Origin of the sequence: Mycobacterium sp. (assembly GCF_965230835.1) — a bacterium.
Classification (GTDB): domain Bacteria; phylum Actinomycetota; class Actinomycetes; order Mycobacteriales; family Mycobacteriaceae; genus Mycobacterium.
The window spans coordinates 877,429-896,974 of the sequence record NZ_CBDDLW010000002.1 but is presented as its reverse complement, the minus strand read 5'-3'; the positions used below and the strand labels follow the sequence as shown (position 1 = coordinate 896,974).

Genomic DNA, 19,546 nt, shown 5'->3' with positions numbered 1-19,546 from the left:
CTTCGGAATGCGGCGCGAACTCATAGCCGCGGGTACCCCGAAAGTCTAACGCTGCACCCTGATTCAGGGTTGGCGGGCCGTTTGCCGGGCATCGTCGCTGGACTAGTTGATCGGGGCATTCACCCAGCGCAGGTCGTTGACGATGCCGCGGGCAGCGATTAGACCCTGGCCGGTCTGCCATACCTGCTGGTTGACCACAAAGACTCGATTGTCGCGTGTGGCGGACAGCTCGCGCCAGGGGTCGCTGTCCAAAACGGTGGCCGCACGTTCCGCGGCAGCCGGCGACGCGCACGATACGTAGACGATGTCGGCGTCGGCCGCCGCGAAATCCGGTGCTTTGGCGAGGTCAGCATCGGTAGTACCGAATTCGACGTACTCCTTGTCCGTGAACCGCTGTGATGCGGGACGGTCCACTCCGACTACCTTCAAGACGCTGGCCGGAAAGTTGGAGGCACCGTATACCCGCATGGTGTCGGCCGTTAGCTCGACGATCGAGGCCTGGAAATGGGTTGCGTCGTGGTCGGTGCCGATCTGGGCGGCCCGCTGGGTGAACTTGTCGATCAACGTGTCCACAGCGGCGCTACGCGCGGTCGCGGCACCGACACCGCGAAGGTTGTCTTGCCAGTCCGCTCCAGGTGCGGCAGTGAACACGGTCGGGGCGATTGCTGCCAGCTGCGGGTACAACTTGGGTGTCAACGCCTGCGAGCCAAGGATCAGATCTGGGTGCGCTGCCGCGACGGCGCGCAAGTCGGGGGATCGGCGAGTTCCGACGCCGGGCAGTTCGTGCACAACACTGCCCAGGTATGAGGGCTGGTTGGTGGAGTCGTCTGGCAATGCAGCCCCGACCACCCGCGATTGCAGGCCGAGCGCGCAGAGCGCGTCGAGCTGGTCACCCGAGAGCACCACGATGCGCTGTGGCTCGGCTGGCACCCGCGCCACGTCGGGGTCGACGCCTGCGGCGTTTCGGGCCTGCCGACTGGGCGGTCCCGGATCAGCGGCAGCGGCTTCCGGCGCGCACGCCTGGTCGGGGCGGCGGTCGTTGCCTAGCACTCCCGCTCCCGCGATCTTGGTTGTCGGAGTGGTCACTGACTGCGTGGCGGTGGTGGGGGGCGTATCGGATCCGCACCCGGCGCACGTGACGGTCACCGCTACGACCACCGTTGCTATTGAGGCGGCGGCCCGGTTGGCCGGTGTCCTGCCGAATAGCACACATCGGACGGTAACAGGGCCATGTCCGACCCGTCTGCCCAGACGTCTCGCCGCCCCGGGAGAGGCGTTTACGACAGTTTGTAGGACCAGGCCCAACCCCGGCCGGACCGACGGCTAAGATGCTCCTCAGAAGTGGTAAGCGCCCCGGTCCGGATGGATGTTTGGAGGAGCTGTTGACAGCCGAAGCACCCCCCTTGGGAGAACTTGAGGCTATTCGCCCGTACCCGCCTAGGACGGGTCCCAAAGGGAACCTTTTCTACAAACTGATCACCACGACCGATCACAAGATGATCGGCATCATGTACTGCGTCGCCTGCTTCGCCTTTTTCTTTATCGGAGGCCTACTGGCACTGTTGATGCGCACTGAGCTGGCCACGCCGGGCCTGCAGTTCCTGTCGAACGAGCAGTTCAACCAGCTGTTCACCATGCACGGCACGATCATGCTGCTGTTCTACGCGACCCCGCTTGTGTTCGGCTTCGCCAATCTGGTGTTGCCGCTTCAGATCGGCGCACCCGACGTGGCATTCCCGCGGTTAAATGCCCTCTCGTTCTGGTTATTCCTGTTCGGGGCCACGATTGGTACTGCTGGCTTCATCACTCCGGGTGGGGCCGCTGACTTCGGCTGGACCGCCTACACCCCGCTGACTGATGCCGTCCACTCGCCCGGGGTCGGTGGCGACCTCTGGATTTTGGGCATCGCGATTGGCGGTCTCGGCACCATCCTGGGCGCCGTCAACATGATCACCACCGTGGTATGTATGCGCGCGCCCGGGATGACGATGTTCCGGATGCCGATCTTCACCTGGAACATCGTGGTGGCCTCCATCCTCGTCTTGATCGCGTTCCCGTTGCTCACCGCGGCGTTGTTTGGCCTGGCCGCCGATCGGCATCTGGGGGCCCACATCTACGACTCGGCTAACGGTGGAGTTCTGTTGTGGCAGCACCTGTTCTGGTTCTTCGGCCACCCAGAGGTCTACATCCTCGCGCTGCCGTTTTTCGGGATTGTTACTGAGATCTTCCCGGTGTTCTCGCGCAAGCCGATCTTTGGTTACACCACACTGGTCTATGCGACGTTGTCGATCGCCGCGCTGTCGGTCGCGGTGTGGGCGCACCACATGTATGCGACAGGCGCCATACTCCTTCCGTTCTTTTCCTTCATGACCTTTCTGATCGCTGTGCCGACCGGGATCAAGTTCTTCAACTGGATAGGCACCATGTGGAAGGGGCAGTTGACCTTTGAGACGCCGATGCTGTTCTCGGTCGGCTTCTTGGTCACCTTCCTGCTGGGCGGTCTGACCGGTGTGTTGCTGGCTAGCCCGCCGCTAGACTTCCATGTCACCGACAGCTATTTCGTGGTCGCGCACTTCCACTACGTGCTGTTCGGCACGATCGTGTTCGCCTCGTTCGCCGGCGTGTATTTCTGGTTCCCGAAGATGACCGGTCGGCTGCTCGACGAGCGATTGGGCAAGCTGCATTTCTGGTTGACGTTCATCGGATTCCATACGACGTTCCTGGTGCAGCACTGGGTCGGCGATATGGGTATGCCGCGCCGCTATGCCGACTACCTCCCGAGCGACGGCTTTGAGCCCTACAACGTCGTATCGACCATTGGAGCGTTCATTCTGGGGGCGTCGATGCTTCCGTTCGTGTGGAACGTCTTCAAGAGTTGGCGCTACGGGGAGGTTGTCACCGTTGATGACCCGTGGGGCTACGGCAACTCGCTGGAGTGGGCGACTAGCTGCCCGCCGCCGCGGCACAATTTCACCGAGTTGCCCCGTATCCGCTCGGAACGTCCCGCGTTCGAGTTGCACTATCCGCACATGGTGGAGCGGCTTCGCACCGAAGCTCACGTCGGGCGTCATCATGACGAGCCGGCCGAGCTGACTTCCAGCTGATGCAGCGTCGCCGCATCCGCTCGGCGGGGCCGGGCGGGAGTCGCCGGTGAGCGCTTCACCCAAGGTGTCGGTGCTGATCACGGTGACCGGTGTAGATCAGCCAGGTGTGACATCTGCGCTTTTTGAGGTGCTCTCGGGGCATGGCGTCGAGCTTCTCAATGTCGAGCAGGTGGTCATCCGAGGCCGGCTGACGCTGGGCGTATTGGTGTCCTGCGCGGCGGAAGTCGCCGATAGTGTTGCCTTGCGGGACGACGTTGGCGCCGCTATCCACGGTGTGGGTCTAGACGTCACGATCGACCGCAGCGAAGACTTACCGATCATTCGAGAACCGTCAACACACACGATTTTTGTTCTTGGTCGGCCGATTACCGCTGGGGCGTTCGGTGCTGTGGCTCGCGAGGTGGCCGCGCTCGGCGTCAACATCGACTTCATCCGTGGCATCTCCGACTATCCGGTCACCGGTTTGGAGCTGCGGGTCTCGGTGCCGAACGGAGTCGGTGGACCGTTGCGGAACGCCTTAACGAAGGTTGCTATCGACAAGCACGTCGATGTGGCGGTCGAGGACTACGGATTGGCTTGGCGTACAAAGCGGCTCATCGTGTTCGACGTCGATTCGACGCTGGTCCAGGGCGAGGTTATCGAGATGCTGGCCGCGCGGGCAGGCGCCGAAGGCGCCGTAGCAGCCATCACCGAGGCTGCGATGCGTGGCGAGCTGGATTTCGCGGAGTCGCTGGAGCAGCGGGTAGCCACTTTGGCGGGGTTACCGGCGACGGTGATCGACGACGTCGCGGCTCAGCTGGAACTGATGCCTGGTGCTCGGACGACCATTCGGACACTGCGCCGGCTGGGTTTTCGCTGCGGAGTGGTTTCGGGTGGCTTCCGGCGCATCATCGAACCGCTCGCGGACGAGCTCATGTTGGACTATGTCGCCGCCAATGAGCTTGAGATTATTGACGGGAAGCTCACCGGCCGAGTCGTCGGCCAAATCGTAGACCGGCCGGGTAAAGCCAAGGCGTTGCGGCATTTCGCGGATCAGGCTGGCGTCGCGATGGAGCAGACAGTCGCGGTAGGCGACGGCGCCAACGATATTGACATGCTGGCGGCTGCTGGGCTGGGCGTGGCATTCAACGCCAAGCCGGCGTTGCGTGAGGTCGCTGATGCGTCGCTAAGCCATCCATACCTCGATACGGTGTTGTTTCTGCTGGGTGTAACCCGCGGGGAGATCGAAGCCGCGGATGCTGGCGATTGCGGTGTGCGGCGCGTCGAAATCCCCGCCGAGTAGCACGGCCAGACGTACCATCGCCCATAATCTGTGACTTTGGGCCGATCCTGCTTGCGGCGACGGGGCGGGAGCAACCCGGCGGCCGTCGCACCGTTGCCGTACGGCACCATGGTTGGGTGCCCGATACCGGCTCGCTAACCGGCTCCGAAACCAGCAGCGACGCAACCGACCCCGACCTCTTGATCGACTTTAGGAATGTTTGCTTGCGCCGTGGTGGGCATGCGCTGGTAGGGCCGCTGGATTGGTCGGTTGAGCTGGACGAACGTTGGGTGATTATCGGTCCGAACGGGGCCGGGAAGACCTCGTTGCTGCGCATCGCGGCCGCGACCGAGCACCCGTCGTCGGGCATCGCCTTTGTGCTCGGTGAGCGGCTGGGGCGGGTCGATGTCTCGGAGCTGCGTGCGCGGATCGGCCTGAGTTCGTCGGCTTTGGCCCAGCGTGTGCCCAGCGACGAGGTCGTGCGTGACTTCGTCGTGTCGGCCGGCTATTCGGTGTTGGGCCGGTGGCGGGAGAACTACGATGAGGTCGACTACCACCGGGCGATCGACATGCTGGAGAATCTTGGCGCTGAGCACTTGGTCGATCGCACCTACGGCACGTTGTCCGAGGGCGAACGCAAACGAGTCTTGATTGCGCGTGCCCTGATGACGGATCCGGAGTTGCTGCTACTTGACGAACCCGCCGCGGGCCTGGACTTGGGTGGCCGCGAGGAGTTGGTGGCGCGACTGGCCGACCTGGCCGCCGACCCCGACGCGCCCGCCTTAGTGTTGGTCACCCATCACGTCGAAGAGGTGCCGCCCGGCTTCAGCCACTGCCTGCTGCTGTCCGAGGCTCAAGTGGTTGCCGCAGGTTTACTGTCCGACGTGCTCACCGCTTCGAACTTGTCCACCGCGTTCGGCCAGGAGATCGCTCTGGATGTCGTGGACGGGCGATACTTCGCCAGGCGGGTTCGAACGCGTGCGGCCCACCGGAGGAGCTTATGAACTCACCACACCAACCACTGGTCCCAAGGCCGGCAGCGACTGTGATGCTGGTCCGCGAAAACCCTGGCAGTCCCACGGGACTGTCCGTCTTTTTGATGCGTCGTCATTCCCGCATGGACTTCGCCGCCGGGGTGACGGTATTCCCCGGCGGGGGAGTTGACGATCGTGACCGCAATGCCGACTTGGGCCGGCAGGGGGCCTGGGCGGGTCCTCCGGCGCAGTGGTGGGCGCAACGATTCGGCATCGAACCCGACTTGGCTGAGGCACTGGTTTGCGCAGCAGCCCGTGAGACCTTCGAAGAATCAGGAGTTTTGTTTGCCGGGCCGGCCGGCGATCCAGACAGCATCGTCGGCGATGCCTCGGTGTACGGGGATTCTCGCCGCGCACTGGCCGACCGCACGATGTCTTTCGTCGACTTCCTGCGCCGCGAAGAGCTGGTGTTGCGATCGGATCTGTTGCGGCCGTGGGCTAATTGGGTCACTCCGGAGGCCGAACTCACTCGTCGGTACGACACATACTTTTTTGTCGCAGCGCTACCCGAGGGCCAGCGAGCCGACGGCGAGAACACCGAATCCGACCGTGCCGGTTGGGAGACGCCGCAGGCCGCAATCGATGAATTCGCCGCCGGACACACCTTCCTGCTGCCGCCGACGTGGACTCAGCTGGACGCGTTGGCCGGCCGAACCGTTGCCGATGTACTAGGGATTGAGCGCCAGATCGTGACGGTCCAGCCGCATTTGGAGCGCAAGGGCGACAATTGGGAGATCGAGTTCTTCGACTCCGACCGCTACCACGAGGCCCGGTTGTCGGGCGGATCGTCGGGTTTGCCGCCGCCAGGATTCCGATGACCGAATTCGTCAGTGTTGTGGTCGATGCTGGCCCGCAAGATCCGGGCGTGGTGCGCCAGGGTGCCGTGGCCACCTTGGTACTGTCGCGCCCGCCTACCAACGCAATGACCCGACAGGTTTATCGGGAAATCGCGGCCGCTGCAGCCGAGCTGGGTGGTCGCGACGATGTCGCCGCGGTGATCCTCTACGGCGGCCACGAGATCTTCTCTTCCGGCGACGACATGCCCGAACTGCGGACGTTGACCGCGCCGGAAGCCGGCGCGGCGGTGGAAGTTCGGCGTGCGGCGGTCGACGCCGTCGCGGCGATCCCCAAACCGACCGTGGCCGCGGTCACCGGCTACGCGCTGGGCGCCGGGCTAACATTGGCTTTGGCCGCTGATTGGCGGGTCGGCGGCGACAACGTGAAGTTCGGCGCTACCGAGATCCTGGCCGGCCTGATCCCCAGTGGCGGCGGAATGGCCCGCTTGTCTCGTGCGGTCGGACCCAGCAGAGCCAAGGAGCTCGTGTTCAGCGGTCGCTTTTTCGACGCTGAGGAGGCATTGATGCTCGGTGTGATCGACGACATGGTGGCGCCCGATGACGTCTACAGCGCCGCCGCGGCCTGGGCGCAGCGCTTCGCGGCTAGCCCAGCACAAGCGATGGCCGCAGCCAAAGCCGGTATCAATGCCGTTTTCGACCATGGATTCGAACCAGAGCCCGGGCAGCGACTGGCCGACGAACGCCGCCGCTATGGCGAGGTATTTGCCGCTCGTTATGGCGGTGGCGCTGCGCAAGGTTGTGGCGCCGGCCCGGAGTTATGACGCGCCAGTTAGGCTGCCCTTCATGACGAGTAGTTCGAAGACCGCTACTGATGCCGTCCCCAATCCGCATGCCACGGCTGAGCAGGTGGCAGCCGCACGGCAGGACAGCAAGCTCGCCCAGGTGCTCTACCACGACTGGGAAGCCGAGTCTTACGACGACAAATGGTCGATTTCCTACGACCAACGCTGTGTGGACTACGCGCGGGGCCGATTCGACGCCATCGTCCCCGATGACGTCGTCGGGGAGCTGCCTTACGACCGAGCTTTGGAACTGGGCTGCGGTACCGGTTTCTTCCTGCTCAATCTGATTCAAGCTGGTGTCGCCCGACGAGGCTCGGTCACCGACTTGTCACCTGGCATGGTCAAAGTGGCTACCCGCAATGGGCAGTCACTGGGATTGGACATCGATGGCCGAGTGGCCGATGCAGAGGGCATCCCGTATGACGACGACACCTTCGACTTAGTGGTGGGCCACGCCGTGCTGCACCATATTCCTGATGTCGAGCTGTCGCTGCGCGAGGTGATGCGGGTGCTGCGCCCGGGCGGCCGGTTCGTGTTCGCCGGCGAGCCGACCACCGTTGGGAACGGGTACGCGCGCGCGTTGGCGAACCTGACCTGGAACGCAACCATTCGCGCGGTGAAGCTGCCCGGACTGGGTGGCTGGCGTCGCCCGCAGGAAGAACTTGACGAGAACTCGCGCGCGGCGGCGCTGGAGTGGGTGGTCGATTTACACACCTTCGATCCCAAGGATCTAGAAAACATGGCGACGAACGTCGGCGCTGTGCAGGTTCGCACCGCCAGCGAGGAGTTCACCGCCGCGATGCTCGGTTGGCCTGTGCGTACCTTCGAGTCGACAGTGCCACCGGGCAAGCTCGGCTGGGGCTGGGCGAGATTCGCCTTCGCCAGCTGGAGGGCGTTGAGCTGGGTGGACGCCAATGTCTGGCGCCACCTGGCGCCGAAGGGTTGGTTTTACAACGTAATGATCACCGGGGTCAAACCGTCCTGAGCGGTGGCGTTGCTGGCCTCAGTTTCAGCGCCGACGACGTCAGCTACCTGAGGTCGGAGGCGGGCGCCGAGGCGCTCGCCGCGGTCGCGAAATTCGAGCTGACCGGCACCACCCGGATTGCCGACATCTCCGCGGCGCGTGCTCGCTTCGGTGGCCGGGCGCCGATCCTGGTGGAGACGACCCTGCTGCGACGTCGCGCTACCCACAAACTGGCCGGATTGTGTGGCATCTCCGACTGGTTGTTCACCGACGAAGCTCTGCAGCAAGCGACCGCCGCACCGGTGGCACTGCACCGGGCAAAACGGCTGGCTGGTCGTGTTGTGCACGACGTAACGTGTTCCATCGGAACCGAATTGGCGGCGTTGCGCGGCTCGGCGAGCCGAACGTTGGGCAGTGATATCGACCCCGTGCGGTTGGCGATGGCGCGGCATAACTTGGGCGCCGACGCCGATCTGTGCCGTGCCGACGCGCTTCGTCCGGTGACTCGTGAGGTAGCTGTGCTGGTGGATCCGGCGCGTCGGGGCAATGGGCGGCGCCGCTGGCGCCCGGGGGACTACCGGCCGGGGCTGGACCGCCTGTTGGACACCTATCGTGGTCGAGACGTGGTGATCAAGTGCTCTCCGGGAATAGATTTCGATCAGCTTGGCCAACTTGGTTTCGATGGCGAGATCGAGGTGACGTCTTATCGCGGCTCGGTCCGCGAAGCCTGTTTGTGGTCTGCCGGGCTGGCTGGGCAGGGTGTGCGGCGTCGCGCCAGCATCATCGATGGCGCGAAACAGGTCACCCAGATCACATCGGTCGATCCGGACGACTGCCCGGTGCGTCCCGCGGGGCGATGGATTGTCGACCCAGACGGAGCAGTGGTGCGAGCCGGCTTGGTGCGCCACTACGGTGCCCGGTATGGGCTGTGGCAGCTTGATCCCGACATTGCGTACCTTTCCGGAAACCAGTTGCCGCCAACCGTGCGCGGTTTCGAGGTGCTCGAGCAGCTTGCATTCGACGAGCGTCGGCTGCGCCGGGCACTGACGACCCTGGATTGCGGTGCGCTGGAGATCCTGATCCGCGGTGTTCACGTAGACCCCGACGCCCTCCGGCGACGGCTCCGGCTGCGGGGTGGCCGGTCATTGTCGGTAGTCATCGCGCGCATTGGTTCCGGCGCTGCGGGTCGTGCAACGGCGTTCGTATGCCGTCCTTCTCGGTAGCTCCGGGTACGCTTGGCTGCGGTCACCCGTTGCGGCCCACCGCCATTTCCGGTTTGTGAGGACAATTCGACGATGCGTTGTTTGATAGCGATTGCGGTGCTGGCTGCTGCGGTCCTGTTGGGTTGGCCGGCCGCCGCCGAGCCATCGTCCTGCGCGACCTTGGACGGCACCATCGAAACCGCCCCGATCTGCCACGTGCACGCTTCGGGCTCTGGCTACACCCTTGACATGCGATACCCGGTGGACTATCCCGACCAGCAGGCGCTGACGGATTATCTGAGCCGAAACCGAGACGGATTCCTCAATGTCGCGCAAGCGTCCGCCAGGCGTAACCAGCCCTACCAGTTGGATGCCAGCTCGGAACAGCTCAGTTCCGGCGAACCACCGCAGGGCACCCAGAGTGTTGTGCTCAAGTTTTTCCAGGACCTGGGTGGGTCCCGTCCGTTCACCTGGTACAAGGCCTTCAACTACAACCTCGACAGCAAGCGGCCCATTACTTTCGACACACTGTTCGCGCCCGACACGACGCCATTGGACACCATATTCCCGATCGTTCAGCGTGACTTGCAACATCAGACTCCGCTGGCCGGCGTGATTTTGCCTACGGCGGGGATGGACCCGTCCAACTACCAGAACTTCGCGATCACCGACAGCGATATCATCTTCTACTTCGCGCAGGGCCAGCTGCTGCCGCCATTCGCTGGGGCCAGTCAAGCCCGGGTTCCGCGCAGCGCTATCCCGCAGCTTGCCCTTGAGGAAATCTAACCACGCCGGCTAAGCCGGCGCGAAGCTGTAGATCTGGCCGTCGCTGGTGCCGGTTACGACGTGGCGGTCCTTGGCGATCGAGACTCCGATGGGATACCCGGTGGCATCGGGTAATGGATATTCGTTGATGGTGTGGCCGTCGGCCGGATCGAAGACGAGCAGCGACAACCCGGGTTCGGCGTCGCGCGAAGGCGCGCCGGTCACCGTGTAACCGGCATTGGAGCTGGCCAGACTCGATGTCGACAACGGTGTGACATCATCGCGTCGCCAGGCCAAGTCGGCGTGATCACCGGCGTCTCGGAATGCCACTAGTTGGGTTTCGGGGCCGCCGCCGGACACGATCAGGCCCTGCGGAGTGACGGTGGGCGGGGTCTGTGCGAGGAACCCCAGCGGTACAGACCATCGAGGCTTCCCGTCGGAGGCGTTGAGTGCCCACAGCTGAAGATCGCGGCCATTGACGTAGATAGTGGATCCGTCGGCGGACAGCACCGGGCTGGCCAGGACTCCGGCGGCGACCGCGTCGCTGGTCCAGGCTCGGGCAAGTTGGCCTGCGCGATACCTGAGTCCGACCAGCTCCGCAACGGGCGCGCCCGGTTGCCAGACACCGATTACCAACATTCCACTTGCCGTCGAGAAAGCCGGGGCGGCCGCGACGGGGCACCCTCGCCGGGCCGGCGCGCAATCGGCGAGTCCGCGCCCCGGATCGGTGGGATCGATGCCCTCTACCAAGTCCACCGGGTTGCCGGCCACGGTGCCGCGGTGCGCGTTGAAAACGAGTAGCTGTCCTAGATGTGTACTGACCAGCAGCCGACCGTTTCCCAGAAAACGAGGCGTCGATGGCATCCCGATGACGGGCTGTCGCCAGCGGGTCCATTGGGTGGGCGGAAAGGAGATGATCGCCCCTGGTTGTCCGACATAGAGGTTGTCGAAGCCGTCGAACAGCGGGCCAGCGAAGCCGCCGCCCTGCGCCAGGCGAACGCACCAACGCTGCCGGCCGTTGTCGTTGTTCTCCCACTCCATGAGTGAGCATCCGACCCGGGTCTGCGCATTCAACGCAACGTAACTACGGGAACTCAGCGCGGGTCCGGCTGCCAAGCTGCCTTTCACCGAGCGCGTCCACCGTAGTTTGAGCGCCGTGGCACCGGTCGTAGTGGTGTAGCTGCTGTTGGCGGCATCACCGTATTGCGCGGGCCAGCCTTGTGCTGGCGCCGCGTCAACCCATGAGTCCGTGTTGCCGCAACCGCCGAGAGTGACCGTGAGCACGGCCGCCAGGAGACATCGGGCAAGCACCTGATTTTTTTGCAGGGTTCTGAAATCCTTCCCCAACGCTGGCTGCCCAACGGCGGACCTGGTGGTCTTGCGTGAGCATCGATCGAGTACAGGTGAGGGTAACTGGTGCCGGCTCGCCTCCGCGTGAAGCCCGGCTTCTCAGACCATCGTTCCCGCGCGCAATTTGGCCGGGCTAAGCTTTCCGCCCATGACGACCATGTGGGGTGCGCCGCTGCATCGTCGCTGGTTTGGATCTCGGCTGCGCGATCCGCGCCAGGCCAAGTTCCTTACGCTGGCGTCGTTGAAGTGGGTGTTAGCCAATCGCGCCTACACTCCGTGGTATCTGGTGCGCTACTGGCGGCTGTTGAAGTTCAAGCTGGCCAACCCGCACATCATCACCCGTGGCATGGTGTTTCTCGGCAAGGGGGTCGAGATTCACGCGACGCCCGAACTAGCGCAGTTGGAGATTGGGCGCTGGGTGCACATCGGAGATAAGAACACGATCCGCGCGCACGAGGGCTCGCTGCGGTTTGGTGACAAGGTGGTGCTCGGCCGCGACAACGTCATCAACGCCTACCTCGACATCGAGCTAGGGGATTCGCTGTTGATGGCCGACTGGTGCTACATCTGCGATTTTGACCACCGCATGGACGACATCACGTTGCCGATCAAAGATCAGGGCATCGTCAAGTCGCCGGTGCGGATCGGACCGGACACGTGGATCGGTGTGAAGGCGACAGTGCTGCGCGGCACGTCTATTGGACGCGGTTGTGTGCTGGGATCGCACGCTGTGGTTCGCGGGGTCATCCCCGATTATTCGATCGCCGTAGGCGCACCAGCCAAAGTGGTGAAGAACCGGAAGGTGTCCTGGGAGGCCGCGGCCGCGCAGCGCGCCGAACTTGCTGAGGCACTAGCCGATATAGAACGCAAAAAGGCGGCCCAGTAAGTCGGTGCACTGCCAGTTCGCGCGGGCGGCAAAATTATGCGGTCACAGCGCAATAACCGCAATGCTTGAAGAGCGTAGGCTGCGGTTCGTGCCGCGAGATCATTGGCCCAGAGTTCGTTGATATCTGAAATCGCCTTAACGGCAGTCTGATTCCCTCATTATGATTCGCCAATAGGGCCTACCCGGTTGGCGCGATTCACGTCGCAGGGTGGTGGCGACTGTCGTATTTCGCCTCCGCTCAGGCCAGTGGCGTCCGCTACGAAGATGAGCGCTGGTTGATCCCCGACAGGACTATTCGGGATGATCATCAACTTTGAAATCGAACTTGACGTCGCCGGCATCGACATCAGTGACAGTCACCCAGATTCCGTACTTCTTGCTGCCGTCGGTGAGGTGACACCGCAGCGTCGCACCTTCGGCGCCTTTCAGGTGGTCTGGGCAGGTCACTGAGTCTGGCCTGGCGCCCACCTGCTGGAACAGCTTATTGCTGATTATTCGGGCGACCTGGTCCTTGTCCACCGTTTCCACCATGTCGAATCCGACGTCCCGGCCGTCAACGCTGGTCACCGTGACGTTGACGTTGAAGTCTTGCCCCTGGACCTTCATCTGGCAATTCAGCTGCGCCCCTACCTTTGCCGGCAGGTCGCCTGGGCAGGTCACCGATTCCGGCTTGTTGCCGTCGGAGTCGGTCATCTTGGCGGTGATCTGATTGGCGACATCGCTTTTGCTTACCGAGTGCGAGGACGATCCGATCGAACACGAGCAGGCTCCGGCGCTGGCCATCAGCCCTACTGCAGCACCTGACACCAGCAACGTGCGAACGATCGTGTGAGCCATATCGCCTCCCTGGCGTCGATAACTGCGAATTGGCCGATAATCGCATGCCAAACAGGTTCTGGTGAGTGTATCGGGAAAGATCCGCTAAATATGGACGTTGCTGTGATATCGGCGCAGGGCTTCCAGACGCTCGGTGTTGTGGTCGACGATCGGCGGTGGGTATTCGGGTGGTCGCGCGCTCGCTGGGGGCTCAACATCGTCGGCGACGCGTAGTTCGGGGATCCATCGTCGAACGTAGACGCCTGTCGGGTCGAATTTTTGGCTTTGTCTGGTTGGGTTGAACACTCGGAAATACGGCGCGGCATCGGTGCCGCATCCCGCGCACCACTGCCACCCGTGCTGATTGCTGGCCAAATCGCCGTCCACGAGTTGATTCAGGAACCAACTGGCGCCCCACTGCCATGGCAGATGAAGGTCTTTGACCAGAAATGATGCGGTGATCATTCGCGCCCTGTTGTGCATGAACCCGGTCTCGCGGAGCTGACGCATACCGGCATCGACGATCGGAAAACCGGTTTCGCCGGCTTTCCATGCCTCGAATAACCGCCGGGCTTCAGCGCCCGTCTCCATAGGGATGCTGTCGAACGCGCTGTTCCAGTTGCGCCAGGCGCTGTTCGGCCAGTGGAACAGAACCGCGGCATAAAAGTCGCGGAATGCCAGCTGTCGCAGATACATTCCTGCGCCGGTGCTGCTTAGATCCAGGCCGTCGACCATCGTCCGGGGATGGATGGTGCCGAACTTGAGATGCGCCGACATTCGGCTGGTGCCCGACAGGTCCGGCCGGTCGCGGTCGTGGTTGTAGCGGTCCAGTCCGTCGTCTCGGAACGCTGCCCATTGCGCAAGCGCCGCTGTCTCGCCGGCAGTGATGCCGATCGAGACGCCAGGGTCTGGGATTTCGCAGTGTTCGTCGGTCACCTGCGTCGGTTCCAGCCAGTGAGCCGAATCGGCGCTGGATTTCGGCGGCGGCCGCCACCCGGTTTCGCGCCAGTTGCGATAGAACGGTGTGAAGACTTTGTAGGGGGAGCGGTCGGCCTTGGTGACACGGCCGGGTGAAACCAGATACGGAGACCCCGTCGCCACCAGCGGCACTGAACCGAGCTCGGTGCGTACCCGCGCGTCGCGGCGTCGCCCAAACGGTGTGAAATCTGCAGAGATATGCACCGACGACGCGTCGATTTCCTTAACGATTTGCGGAATACGCTCTTCGGGCCGCCCGTGGCTCACCAGTAGCCGGCCGTCCAGCTCGTCGTTGAGGTGCCGCAGCGAGTCACCGAGGAATTGCAGGCGCCGCTGGCCCGCCGACGCCACGAGGCGTGGGTCGAGCACAAAGCAGGCCAGCACTTCGTCGTTGTCGGCGGCGGCCACAAGTGCCGGGTGATCGCGCAGTCGTAGATCGCGGCGAAACCACAACACCGATGTCATTTCGCGGTTCAGCGGTTGAGTTGCCAGATGTGTGTCGACAGCACGGTGGCGAATGCGCACCACAGTGGGTAAGGCAGCAGCGCCCATCCAGCTTGCGGGTCGGCATCGCCGGTTCTCCGGACGAGGTCGGCGCTGCTGGCCGTGAGCGCTGCTGCACCGATCGAAGCGGCTCCCAGTTTGCGGTAGCCGAAGAACAGCCAACTCCATCCGGCGTTGAGGAGCAGGTTGACGCCCAACGCGCCGATGTATCGGCGTGTCTTGTCACGGCTTCCCGCGGCGCGAAGTCGGTCGATGGCTACCGCGGAGGTGGTCGCGATGTCTGCGTAGAGTGCCGTCCAGGCCACCGGGAATACCTTGGCGGGCGGCTGATACGGCGGCTTGCGGAGCTGCGCATACCAGGTGAGGTTGCGCCCGGGGTTAGCCAGACTGCCGCTGCCGGATGCCGCCGCAACTGCCAAGCCGGTGAGGGCCAAGGTCAAGCGCTCAGGTTTGGTACCCATTGGGGTGCTCCTCTCGGGTCGTTTGGGGCTTCCAGTGGCCGTCCGATCAGGGCGATACTGGCCGGGATGAGCGGGGTGCTCGCTATGAACGTTTCCAACCGGAGTTCCCGGGGTCAATGGTGTTGCCTGGCTGGATGCAAGGCCAGAGGCAACACAAGTAAGCATTTCAGTATATTAAACATTAATCAATTGAAATTTCCTGGAATCTGGATGTGGTGCACAGCGCTATGGAATCTGACGCGTGGCCCGAACGGGCCGCACTGGAAGCGTTGATCGCGGCTGACGTTCGCGAGCTATCGGCCGAATCCGATCAGATCGGTCGGATTTTCGCTTTGTCGCACGACGTGCGACCCGCCGACTTCCGCGCTCTGTTGCACATAATGGTGGCTGAAACTGCCGGCCAGCCGATGACGGCGGGGGATCTCAGCCAGCGTATGGGTATGTCGGGTGCCGCCATCACCTACTTGGTAGACCGGCTGATCGAGTCTGGCCATATTGTTCGGGAAGCTCACCCCGCTGACCGGCGCAAGGTCGTTCTTCGGTACGCCGAACAGGGACTCGACACCGCTCGGTCGTTTTTTAACCCGCTGGGGGTGCACACTCATGCTGCGCTCAGAGATCTGCCGGACGCCGACCTGCAGGCCGCACATCGTGTCTTTACTGGGGTTGTGGTCGGAATGCGCGGGTTTCAGGCTGAATTGGATTCTCTGCCGACGTGATCGGCGTCTAGGTTGAGCCCAGCGATCGGGAACGTACTAATCGATGGTGTTGAGCGCGGCGACCAAACCCTCGACGTCTGCGACGGTTACGGTAAGGGCGGAATGGTCGCGAAATCCGACGACACGGTGGATCCGTGGCTCGAAGTGGATGCAGACCCCGGCCTGTGCGTTGGTTCCGAAGGTAAGTCCGTCGTCTGTCAACGGCAAGTGAAAACTGATCAGGTTTCGGCAATCGAAAATTGACCAGCTTGGTTTCATTGGTCCTCGGCTGTGGTGGTGTGGCCGAGGTCTCGGTCTTTGATGCGGTAGCTGTCTCCTTTGAGGGCGATGACTTCGGCGTGATGGACGAGTCGGTCGATCATGGCGGCGGCGACTACGTCGTCGCCGAACACTTCGCCCCACCGCCCGAAGGGCTTATTCGAGGTGACGATGAGACTGGCCCGTTCGTAACGCGACGACACGAGTTGGAAGAACAGATTGGCGGCTTCGGGTTCAAACGGGATGTAGCCGACTTCATCGACAACCAGCAGGGGGTAGCGGGCCAGCCGCGCCAATTCGGCTTGCAGGGTGCTGTTGTGATGGGCGCGAGCAAGACGATCAACCCATTGCGAAGCGGTCGCGAACGCAACGCGGTGACCTGCTTGACAAGCGCGCATCGCAATCCCGATCGCCAGGTGGGTCTTGCCGGTCCCTGGTGGGCCGAGGAACACCACGTTGTCTTTAGCGGTGACGAAGTCCAGGGTGCCCAGATGGGCGATGATGTCGCGTTTGAGACCGCGGGCATGATCGAAGTCGAACTCTTCCAACGATTTACGTGATGGGAAGCGGGCAGCGCGGATGCGCCCTTCGCCGCCGTGAGATTCCCGAGCCGACACCTCACGCTGCAGACACGCCGCGAGGAATTCTTCATAGCTCCACGCTTCGGTTCGGGCGCGCTCAGCGAGACGTTCGATGGCCTCACGCAGCGTCGGGGCTTTCAACACCCGGGTCAGATACGCCAGCTCGGCGGTGACATCACGGCTGCTGGTCGCGGTCTTGGCAGCCATCACGCCACCGGCCCGTCAAGGCCCAACAAGGCGTCGTAATCAGCGAGACGGCGTTGTTCGACCTCCACGTGATGCGGTGGACCAACAACCTCGAGCCGTTTGCGCCGCAGCAGTTTCGCGGCCTGGACATGTTCGGGATCGCTGATCGTTTGATGTTTGGCCCAGATCCGGTCGTGGTCGGCGACCAGCGTGCCGTCACACCAGACCCGCACCCGGTTTAGATCTGCGATGATCTCGATACGGCGGCCGATCGCGGCCGGATGCACCGAGTAATCGTTGCTGTCGAGGCGCACGTAATGATCGCGAGGCAACCGCGTTGAGCGTCGCCATCCGATGCTGGGCCCAACCGGCGGCAATGCCAGCATCGCTGCGGTATCGGCGGCGATGCGATCTGCTGGCCGGCATCCCAGCACCCGATGCTGGCGGTGGTTGGCCCCCACCAGCCAGGCCTGCAACTGGATGTTGAAATCGGCTGGGGAGCCAAACACCCGCCCCGGCAAAAACGCCCGCTCCAAATAGTCATGGAACCGTTCAACCAGACCCTTGGCCTCAGGATCAGCGGGTTTACAGATCCCTACCGTGGTGGCCAAGGTCCCGCGGAAAGCCTGACATGCCGGGGTCAACTCTGGTCGGCGTGCCCGCCACCGCCCGACCGCGCCCTCACCATCCCACACCAACACCCGTGGAACCGCACCCAACGTCGAAAGATGCTGCCACCAACCGGCATACAAGTCTTCGGCAGCGCGTGTCGGAATCAACAGCGCCGAAGCCCACCGTGAATACCCACACACCATGGTCAACACCGGTAACGTCGCCGCCCTACGAACCTGGCCATACCCCACCGGCACCACAACATCGGGAAACCAGAAGTCACACTGCCCGACCTCACCGGCCACATACGTCGTCCGTGACACCGGATCCGGCGCCAAATACAGTGGCCGTAACTCACGCACCCGCCCACTCAGTGTGCGGATCGAATACGACCAACCGATCCGCTCAGCAATCACCGTCGCCGGCATCCGCGGATAGGCCGCCAACAACTCCCGAATCCGCGGCTCGGCCTCATCAGCAACAGAACCCCTCACCGCACGCCGATACTTCGGCGGCCCATCAGAAGCCAACGCCGACTTCACCGTATTCCGCGAAATACCCATCACCCGCGCAATCTCGGCAATCGGCAACTGCTCCGACCGGCGCAACCGGCGAATCTCAGCCCAATCCTCCACGTTCAACACCTGCCTCCTCCTTGACACATAGCCAAGGCACTCTAGGAAGCTGGTCAATTTTCAATTGCCGCCCACTGGTCAGTATTCAGTTGCCGCCGACATCGTCGACCATCGACAGTCGTGGGCCCACCGCAGTCCACCATCGGTACGGCCCGGTGATATGGGCGTCGCTGATGTTCGACAACCGCGTTTCGGCGCGAAACGGCCCGTAGCGCGCTACAAAAAGGCCACCGTCGGTCAGTGTCACGCCCTGGGCGGCTGGCCACCGAAACGGCAGCCACATCGGGGCCAGCCAAGGGTCGTAGCGGTAGGCGAAGTGTCTGCCCACGTCCTGCGGCTTCATCGCATAGCTCCGATTTCTCGCGCCTAATAAGCTGATCTACCGATGAAAGGCTACTGGCGTCACGGCGCTGCGGCCGCGCGCCGCAGCTCACCCCAGGATATTGCTGCGCGCGCAGTTCGGTGCTGTGGAAGTGGCGTGGTGGATCATTGACGGGAGACAACAAGGCGACTCCGAAAGGCGGATGCTCGGATGCTGGGACTTATCACGCGGTTGCTGACCCAACTCGCTGAGGCAGCGGGGTTGGTCGTCGGAGTGCGGGTGGGCACCGAAGAACCTGCCCACACTGTTGAACAGATCGGCAATGGCCTGCAGATCCGCCGTTACGGCCCTCGTGTCGCAGCAGAGACCGTCGTCAGTGACACAGAAGAAGGCGCGCGTAGTCGTGGATTCCGTGCGCTGGCCGGCTACATTTTCGGTGCAAACCACGCCAGTTCGAAAATCGCGATGACAGCTCCCGTCAGCCAGCAACGCGGCGAGGACGGTGGAGGCGAACGAATCGCGATGACGGCTCCAGTATCGCAGGAGGCTGGGCCCGACGGTGCCTGGGCAATTCGGTTTTTCATGCCGGCCCAATGGACGCTGGACACCCTGCCTGAGCCAAACAATAACGCGGTCAAACTCGTCGCGGTGCCGGCTGAGAACTTCGCGGTATTGCGTTTCACCGGTGACCGTGGACCGAGTGCGGTTGCGTCGCGGACCGAAGAATTGCTCGGTTTGCTCGAGGACACCGAGTTCGCGCCGGCTGGTCCACCAGTGGCTTGGTTCTACGACCCGCCATGGACTCTTCCGTGTCTGCGCCGCAACGAGGTTGCCGTTCCGGTATCGAGACGCTGATCGAGGTCGCTGGCGTAGTTCACCCGTCATGCTTTGCCGGAGGTCAACGCGGAATCGACGTCGGCATCGGCACGGGCGTCAGGCCGAGCTCGTCGGTGACGCTCTTGGTGACCCCGCCATCCACGCTAGGCCGAGGTCCGGGCCACCGACGCCTCCACCGGTAGGTGATGCTTGACGGGCCGGACCATCAACGTGAACGTCAGCACCACGCCGAGTCCAAACGAGGTGCCGGCCAGCCACCAATACGCGTCCTCCACTACTGGGCCGCTCCCACCTCATACGATGCTGGCGTGGCCGTTGTGGCCTCGTCGCTGCCGGGTTTGATCAACAGGGCAACGATCGCCCAGGCGACAGCCGAGCCAGCCGCGAAGGAAGCCAGGTAGTGCCACCAGTGGACCAAGAAATCCATGCCAG

The 19,546-nt window shown here is 63.2% G+C and carries 20 protein-coding genes and 2 pseudogenes; 11 read left to right on the top strand and 11 right to left on the bottom strand.

Going from position 1 to position 19,546, the window contains the following annotated elements:
• Positions 1–102: 102 nt before the first annotated feature.
• On the bottom strand, positions 103–1,167 hold the full coding sequence (locus ACO07W_RS04630; protein ID WP_421845809.1) for an iron-siderophore ABC transporter substrate-binding protein: 1,065 nt from the start codon (positions 1,165–1,167) through the stop codon (positions 103–105).
• Positions 1,168–1,382: 215 nt separating this feature from the next.
• On the opposite strand from ACO07W_RS04630, the gene ctaD reads away from it, so the two are divergent.
• The 8 genes from ctaD (at position 1,383) to ACO07W_RS04590 (ending at position 9,990) form a co-directional block, all read left to right on the top strand.
• A complete protein-coding gene (gene ctaD, locus ACO07W_RS04625; RefSeq protein WP_421841190.1) occupies positions 1,383–3,104 on the top strand; it encodes a cytochrome c oxidase subunit I in 1,722 nt (573 codons plus the stop codon).
• Between the two features lie 46 nt (positions 3,105–3,150).
• Positions 3,151–4,386: a phosphoserine phosphatase SerB gene (serB, locus tag ACO07W_RS04620; RefSeq protein WP_421841188.1), complete on the top strand. Its 1,236-nt coding sequence runs from the start codon at positions 3,151–3,153 to the stop codon at positions 4,384–4,386.
• Positions 4,387–4,502: 116 nt separating this feature from the next.
• Positions 4,503–5,369, top strand: a complete 867-nt coding sequence (locus ACO07W_RS04615) for an ABC transporter ATP-binding protein (RefSeq protein WP_421841186.1) — start codon at positions 4,503–4,505, stop codon at positions 5,367–5,369.
• On the top strand, positions 5,366–6,217 hold the full coding sequence (locus ACO07W_RS04610) for an NUDIX hydrolase (protein WP_421841184.1): 852 nt from the start codon (positions 5,366–5,368) through the stop codon (positions 6,215–6,217). The genes ACO07W_RS04615 and ACO07W_RS04610 overlap by 4 nt, the downstream gene beginning before the upstream one ends.
• The gene (locus ACO07W_RS04605) at positions 6,214–7,017 is read left to right on the top strand and encodes an enoyl-CoA hydratase (RefSeq protein WP_421841182.1); all 804 of its coding nucleotides are present in this window, start codon (positions 6,214–6,216) and stop codon (positions 7,015–7,017) included. Before ACO07W_RS04610 ends, ACO07W_RS04605 begins: the two co-directional genes overlap by 4 nt.
• 22 nt (positions 7,018–7,039) lie before the next feature.
• Positions 7,040–8,023: a class I SAM-dependent methyltransferase gene (locus ACO07W_RS04600; protein ID WP_421841180.1), complete on the top strand. Its 984-nt coding sequence runs from the start codon at positions 7,040–7,042 to the stop codon at positions 8,021–8,023.
• Positions 8,020–9,225: a THUMP-like domain-containing protein gene (locus ACO07W_RS04595; RefSeq protein WP_421845808.1), complete on the top strand. Its 1,206-nt coding sequence runs from the start codon at positions 8,020–8,022 to the stop codon at positions 9,223–9,225. Before ACO07W_RS04600 ends, ACO07W_RS04595 begins: the two co-directional genes overlap by 4 nt.
• Positions 9,226–9,297: 72 nt before the next feature.
• Complete coding sequence (locus tag ACO07W_RS04590) at positions 9,298–9,990, top strand: esterase (RefSeq protein WP_421841178.1); 693 nt, start codon at positions 9,298–9,300, stop codon at positions 9,988–9,990.
• 9 nt (positions 9,991–9,999) lie between these two features.
• Here ACO07W_RS04590 and ACO07W_RS04585 read toward each other — a convergent pair whose 3' ends face one another.
• Positions 10,000–11,280 (bottom strand): PQQ-binding-like beta-propeller repeat protein, encoded by a 1,281-nt coding sequence (locus ACO07W_RS04585; RefSeq protein WP_421841176.1) that lies wholly within the window; start codon positions 11,278–11,280, stop codon positions 10,000–10,002.
• Between the two features lie 187 nt (positions 11,281–11,467).
• On the opposite strand from ACO07W_RS04585, the gene ACO07W_RS04580 reads away from it, so the two are divergent.
• Positions 11,468–12,205 (top strand): acetyltransferase, encoded by a 738-nt coding sequence (locus ACO07W_RS04580; protein WP_421841174.1) that lies wholly within the window; start codon positions 11,468–11,470, stop codon positions 12,203–12,205.
• Positions 12,206–12,496: 291 nt separating this feature from the next.
• Here the strand turns inward: ACO07W_RS04580 and ACO07W_RS04575 are convergent, their stop codons facing one another.
• The 3 genes from ACO07W_RS04575 to ACO07W_RS04565 form a co-directional block, all read right to left on the bottom strand.
• Positions 12,497–13,042: a DUF4333 domain-containing protein gene (locus ACO07W_RS04575; protein WP_421841172.1), complete on the bottom strand. Its 546-nt coding sequence runs from the start codon at positions 13,040–13,042 to the stop codon at positions 12,497–12,499.
• 84 nt (positions 13,043–13,126) lie between these two features.
• Positions 13,127–14,464: a cryptochrome/photolyase family protein gene (locus ACO07W_RS04570; protein WP_421841170.1), complete on the bottom strand. Its 1,338-nt coding sequence runs from the start codon at positions 14,462–14,464 to the stop codon at positions 13,127–13,129.
• 8 nt (positions 14,465–14,472) lie between these two features.
• Complete coding sequence (locus ACO07W_RS04565) at positions 14,473–14,964, bottom strand: TspO/MBR family protein (protein WP_421841168.1); 492 nt, start codon at positions 14,962–14,964, stop codon at positions 14,473–14,475.
• Positions 14,965–15,191: 227 nt separating this feature from the next.
• On the opposite strand from ACO07W_RS04565, the gene ACO07W_RS04560 reads away from it, so the two are divergent.
• The gene (locus ACO07W_RS04560) at positions 15,192–15,683 is read left to right on the top strand and encodes a MarR family winged helix-turn-helix transcriptional regulator (RefSeq protein ID WP_421841166.1); all 492 of its coding nucleotides are present in this window, start codon (positions 15,192–15,194) and stop codon (positions 15,681–15,683) included.
• A 36-nt stretch (positions 15,684–15,719) separates the two neighbouring features.
• On the opposite strand, the pseudogene ACO07W_RS04555 reads toward ACO07W_RS04560, so the two are convergent.
• The 4 genes and pseudogenes from ACO07W_RS04555 to ACO07W_RS04540 form a co-directional block, all read right to left on the bottom strand.
• Positions 15,720–15,890: pseudogene (locus tag ACO07W_RS04555) on the bottom strand (hypothetical protein); the annotation flags it as partial.
• Positions 15,891–15,937: 47 nt separating this feature from the next.
• Positions 15,938–16,729, bottom strand: coding sequence for an IS21-like element helper ATPase IstB (gene istB / locus ACO07W_RS04550; protein WP_421839995.1), 792 nt, complete (start codon positions 16,727–16,729; stop codon positions 15,938–15,940).
• Positions 16,729–17,964 (bottom strand): IS21 family transposase, encoded by a 1,236-nt coding sequence (gene istA / locus ACO07W_RS04545; RefSeq protein WP_421839994.1) that lies wholly within the window; start codon positions 17,962–17,964, stop codon positions 16,729–16,731. The genes istB and istA overlap by 1 nt, the downstream gene beginning before the upstream one ends.
• A 91-nt stretch (positions 17,965–18,055) precedes the next feature.
• Positions 18,056–18,298: pseudogene (locus ACO07W_RS04540) on the bottom strand (hypothetical protein); the annotation flags it as partial.
• Positions 18,299–18,487: 189 nt separating this feature from the next.
• Here ACO07W_RS04540 and ACO07W_RS04535 point away from each other — a divergent pair.
• On the top strand, positions 18,488–19,132 hold the full coding sequence (locus ACO07W_RS04535; protein ID WP_421841164.1) for an SOUL family heme-binding protein: 645 nt from the start codon (positions 18,488–18,490) through the stop codon (positions 19,130–19,132).
• A gap of 125 nt (positions 19,133–19,257) precedes the next feature.
• Here ACO07W_RS04535 and ACO07W_RS04530 read toward each other — a convergent pair whose 3' ends face one another.
• Together ACO07W_RS04530 and ACO07W_RS04525 are read right to left on the bottom strand one after the other, a co-directional pair.
• Positions 19,258–19,389 carry a hypothetical protein gene (locus ACO07W_RS04530; RefSeq protein WP_421841162.1) on the bottom strand — a complete coding sequence of 44 codons (132 nt, stop codon included), beginning with the start codon at positions 19,387–19,389 and terminating at the stop codon, positions 19,258–19,260.
• Entirely contained in the window at positions 19,389–19,541 is a 153-nt protein-coding gene (locus ACO07W_RS04525; RefSeq protein ID WP_421841160.1) for a hypothetical protein, read from the bottom strand. The genes ACO07W_RS04530 and ACO07W_RS04525 overlap by 1 nt, the downstream gene beginning before the upstream one ends.
• Positions 19,542–19,546: the final 5 nt, after the last annotated feature.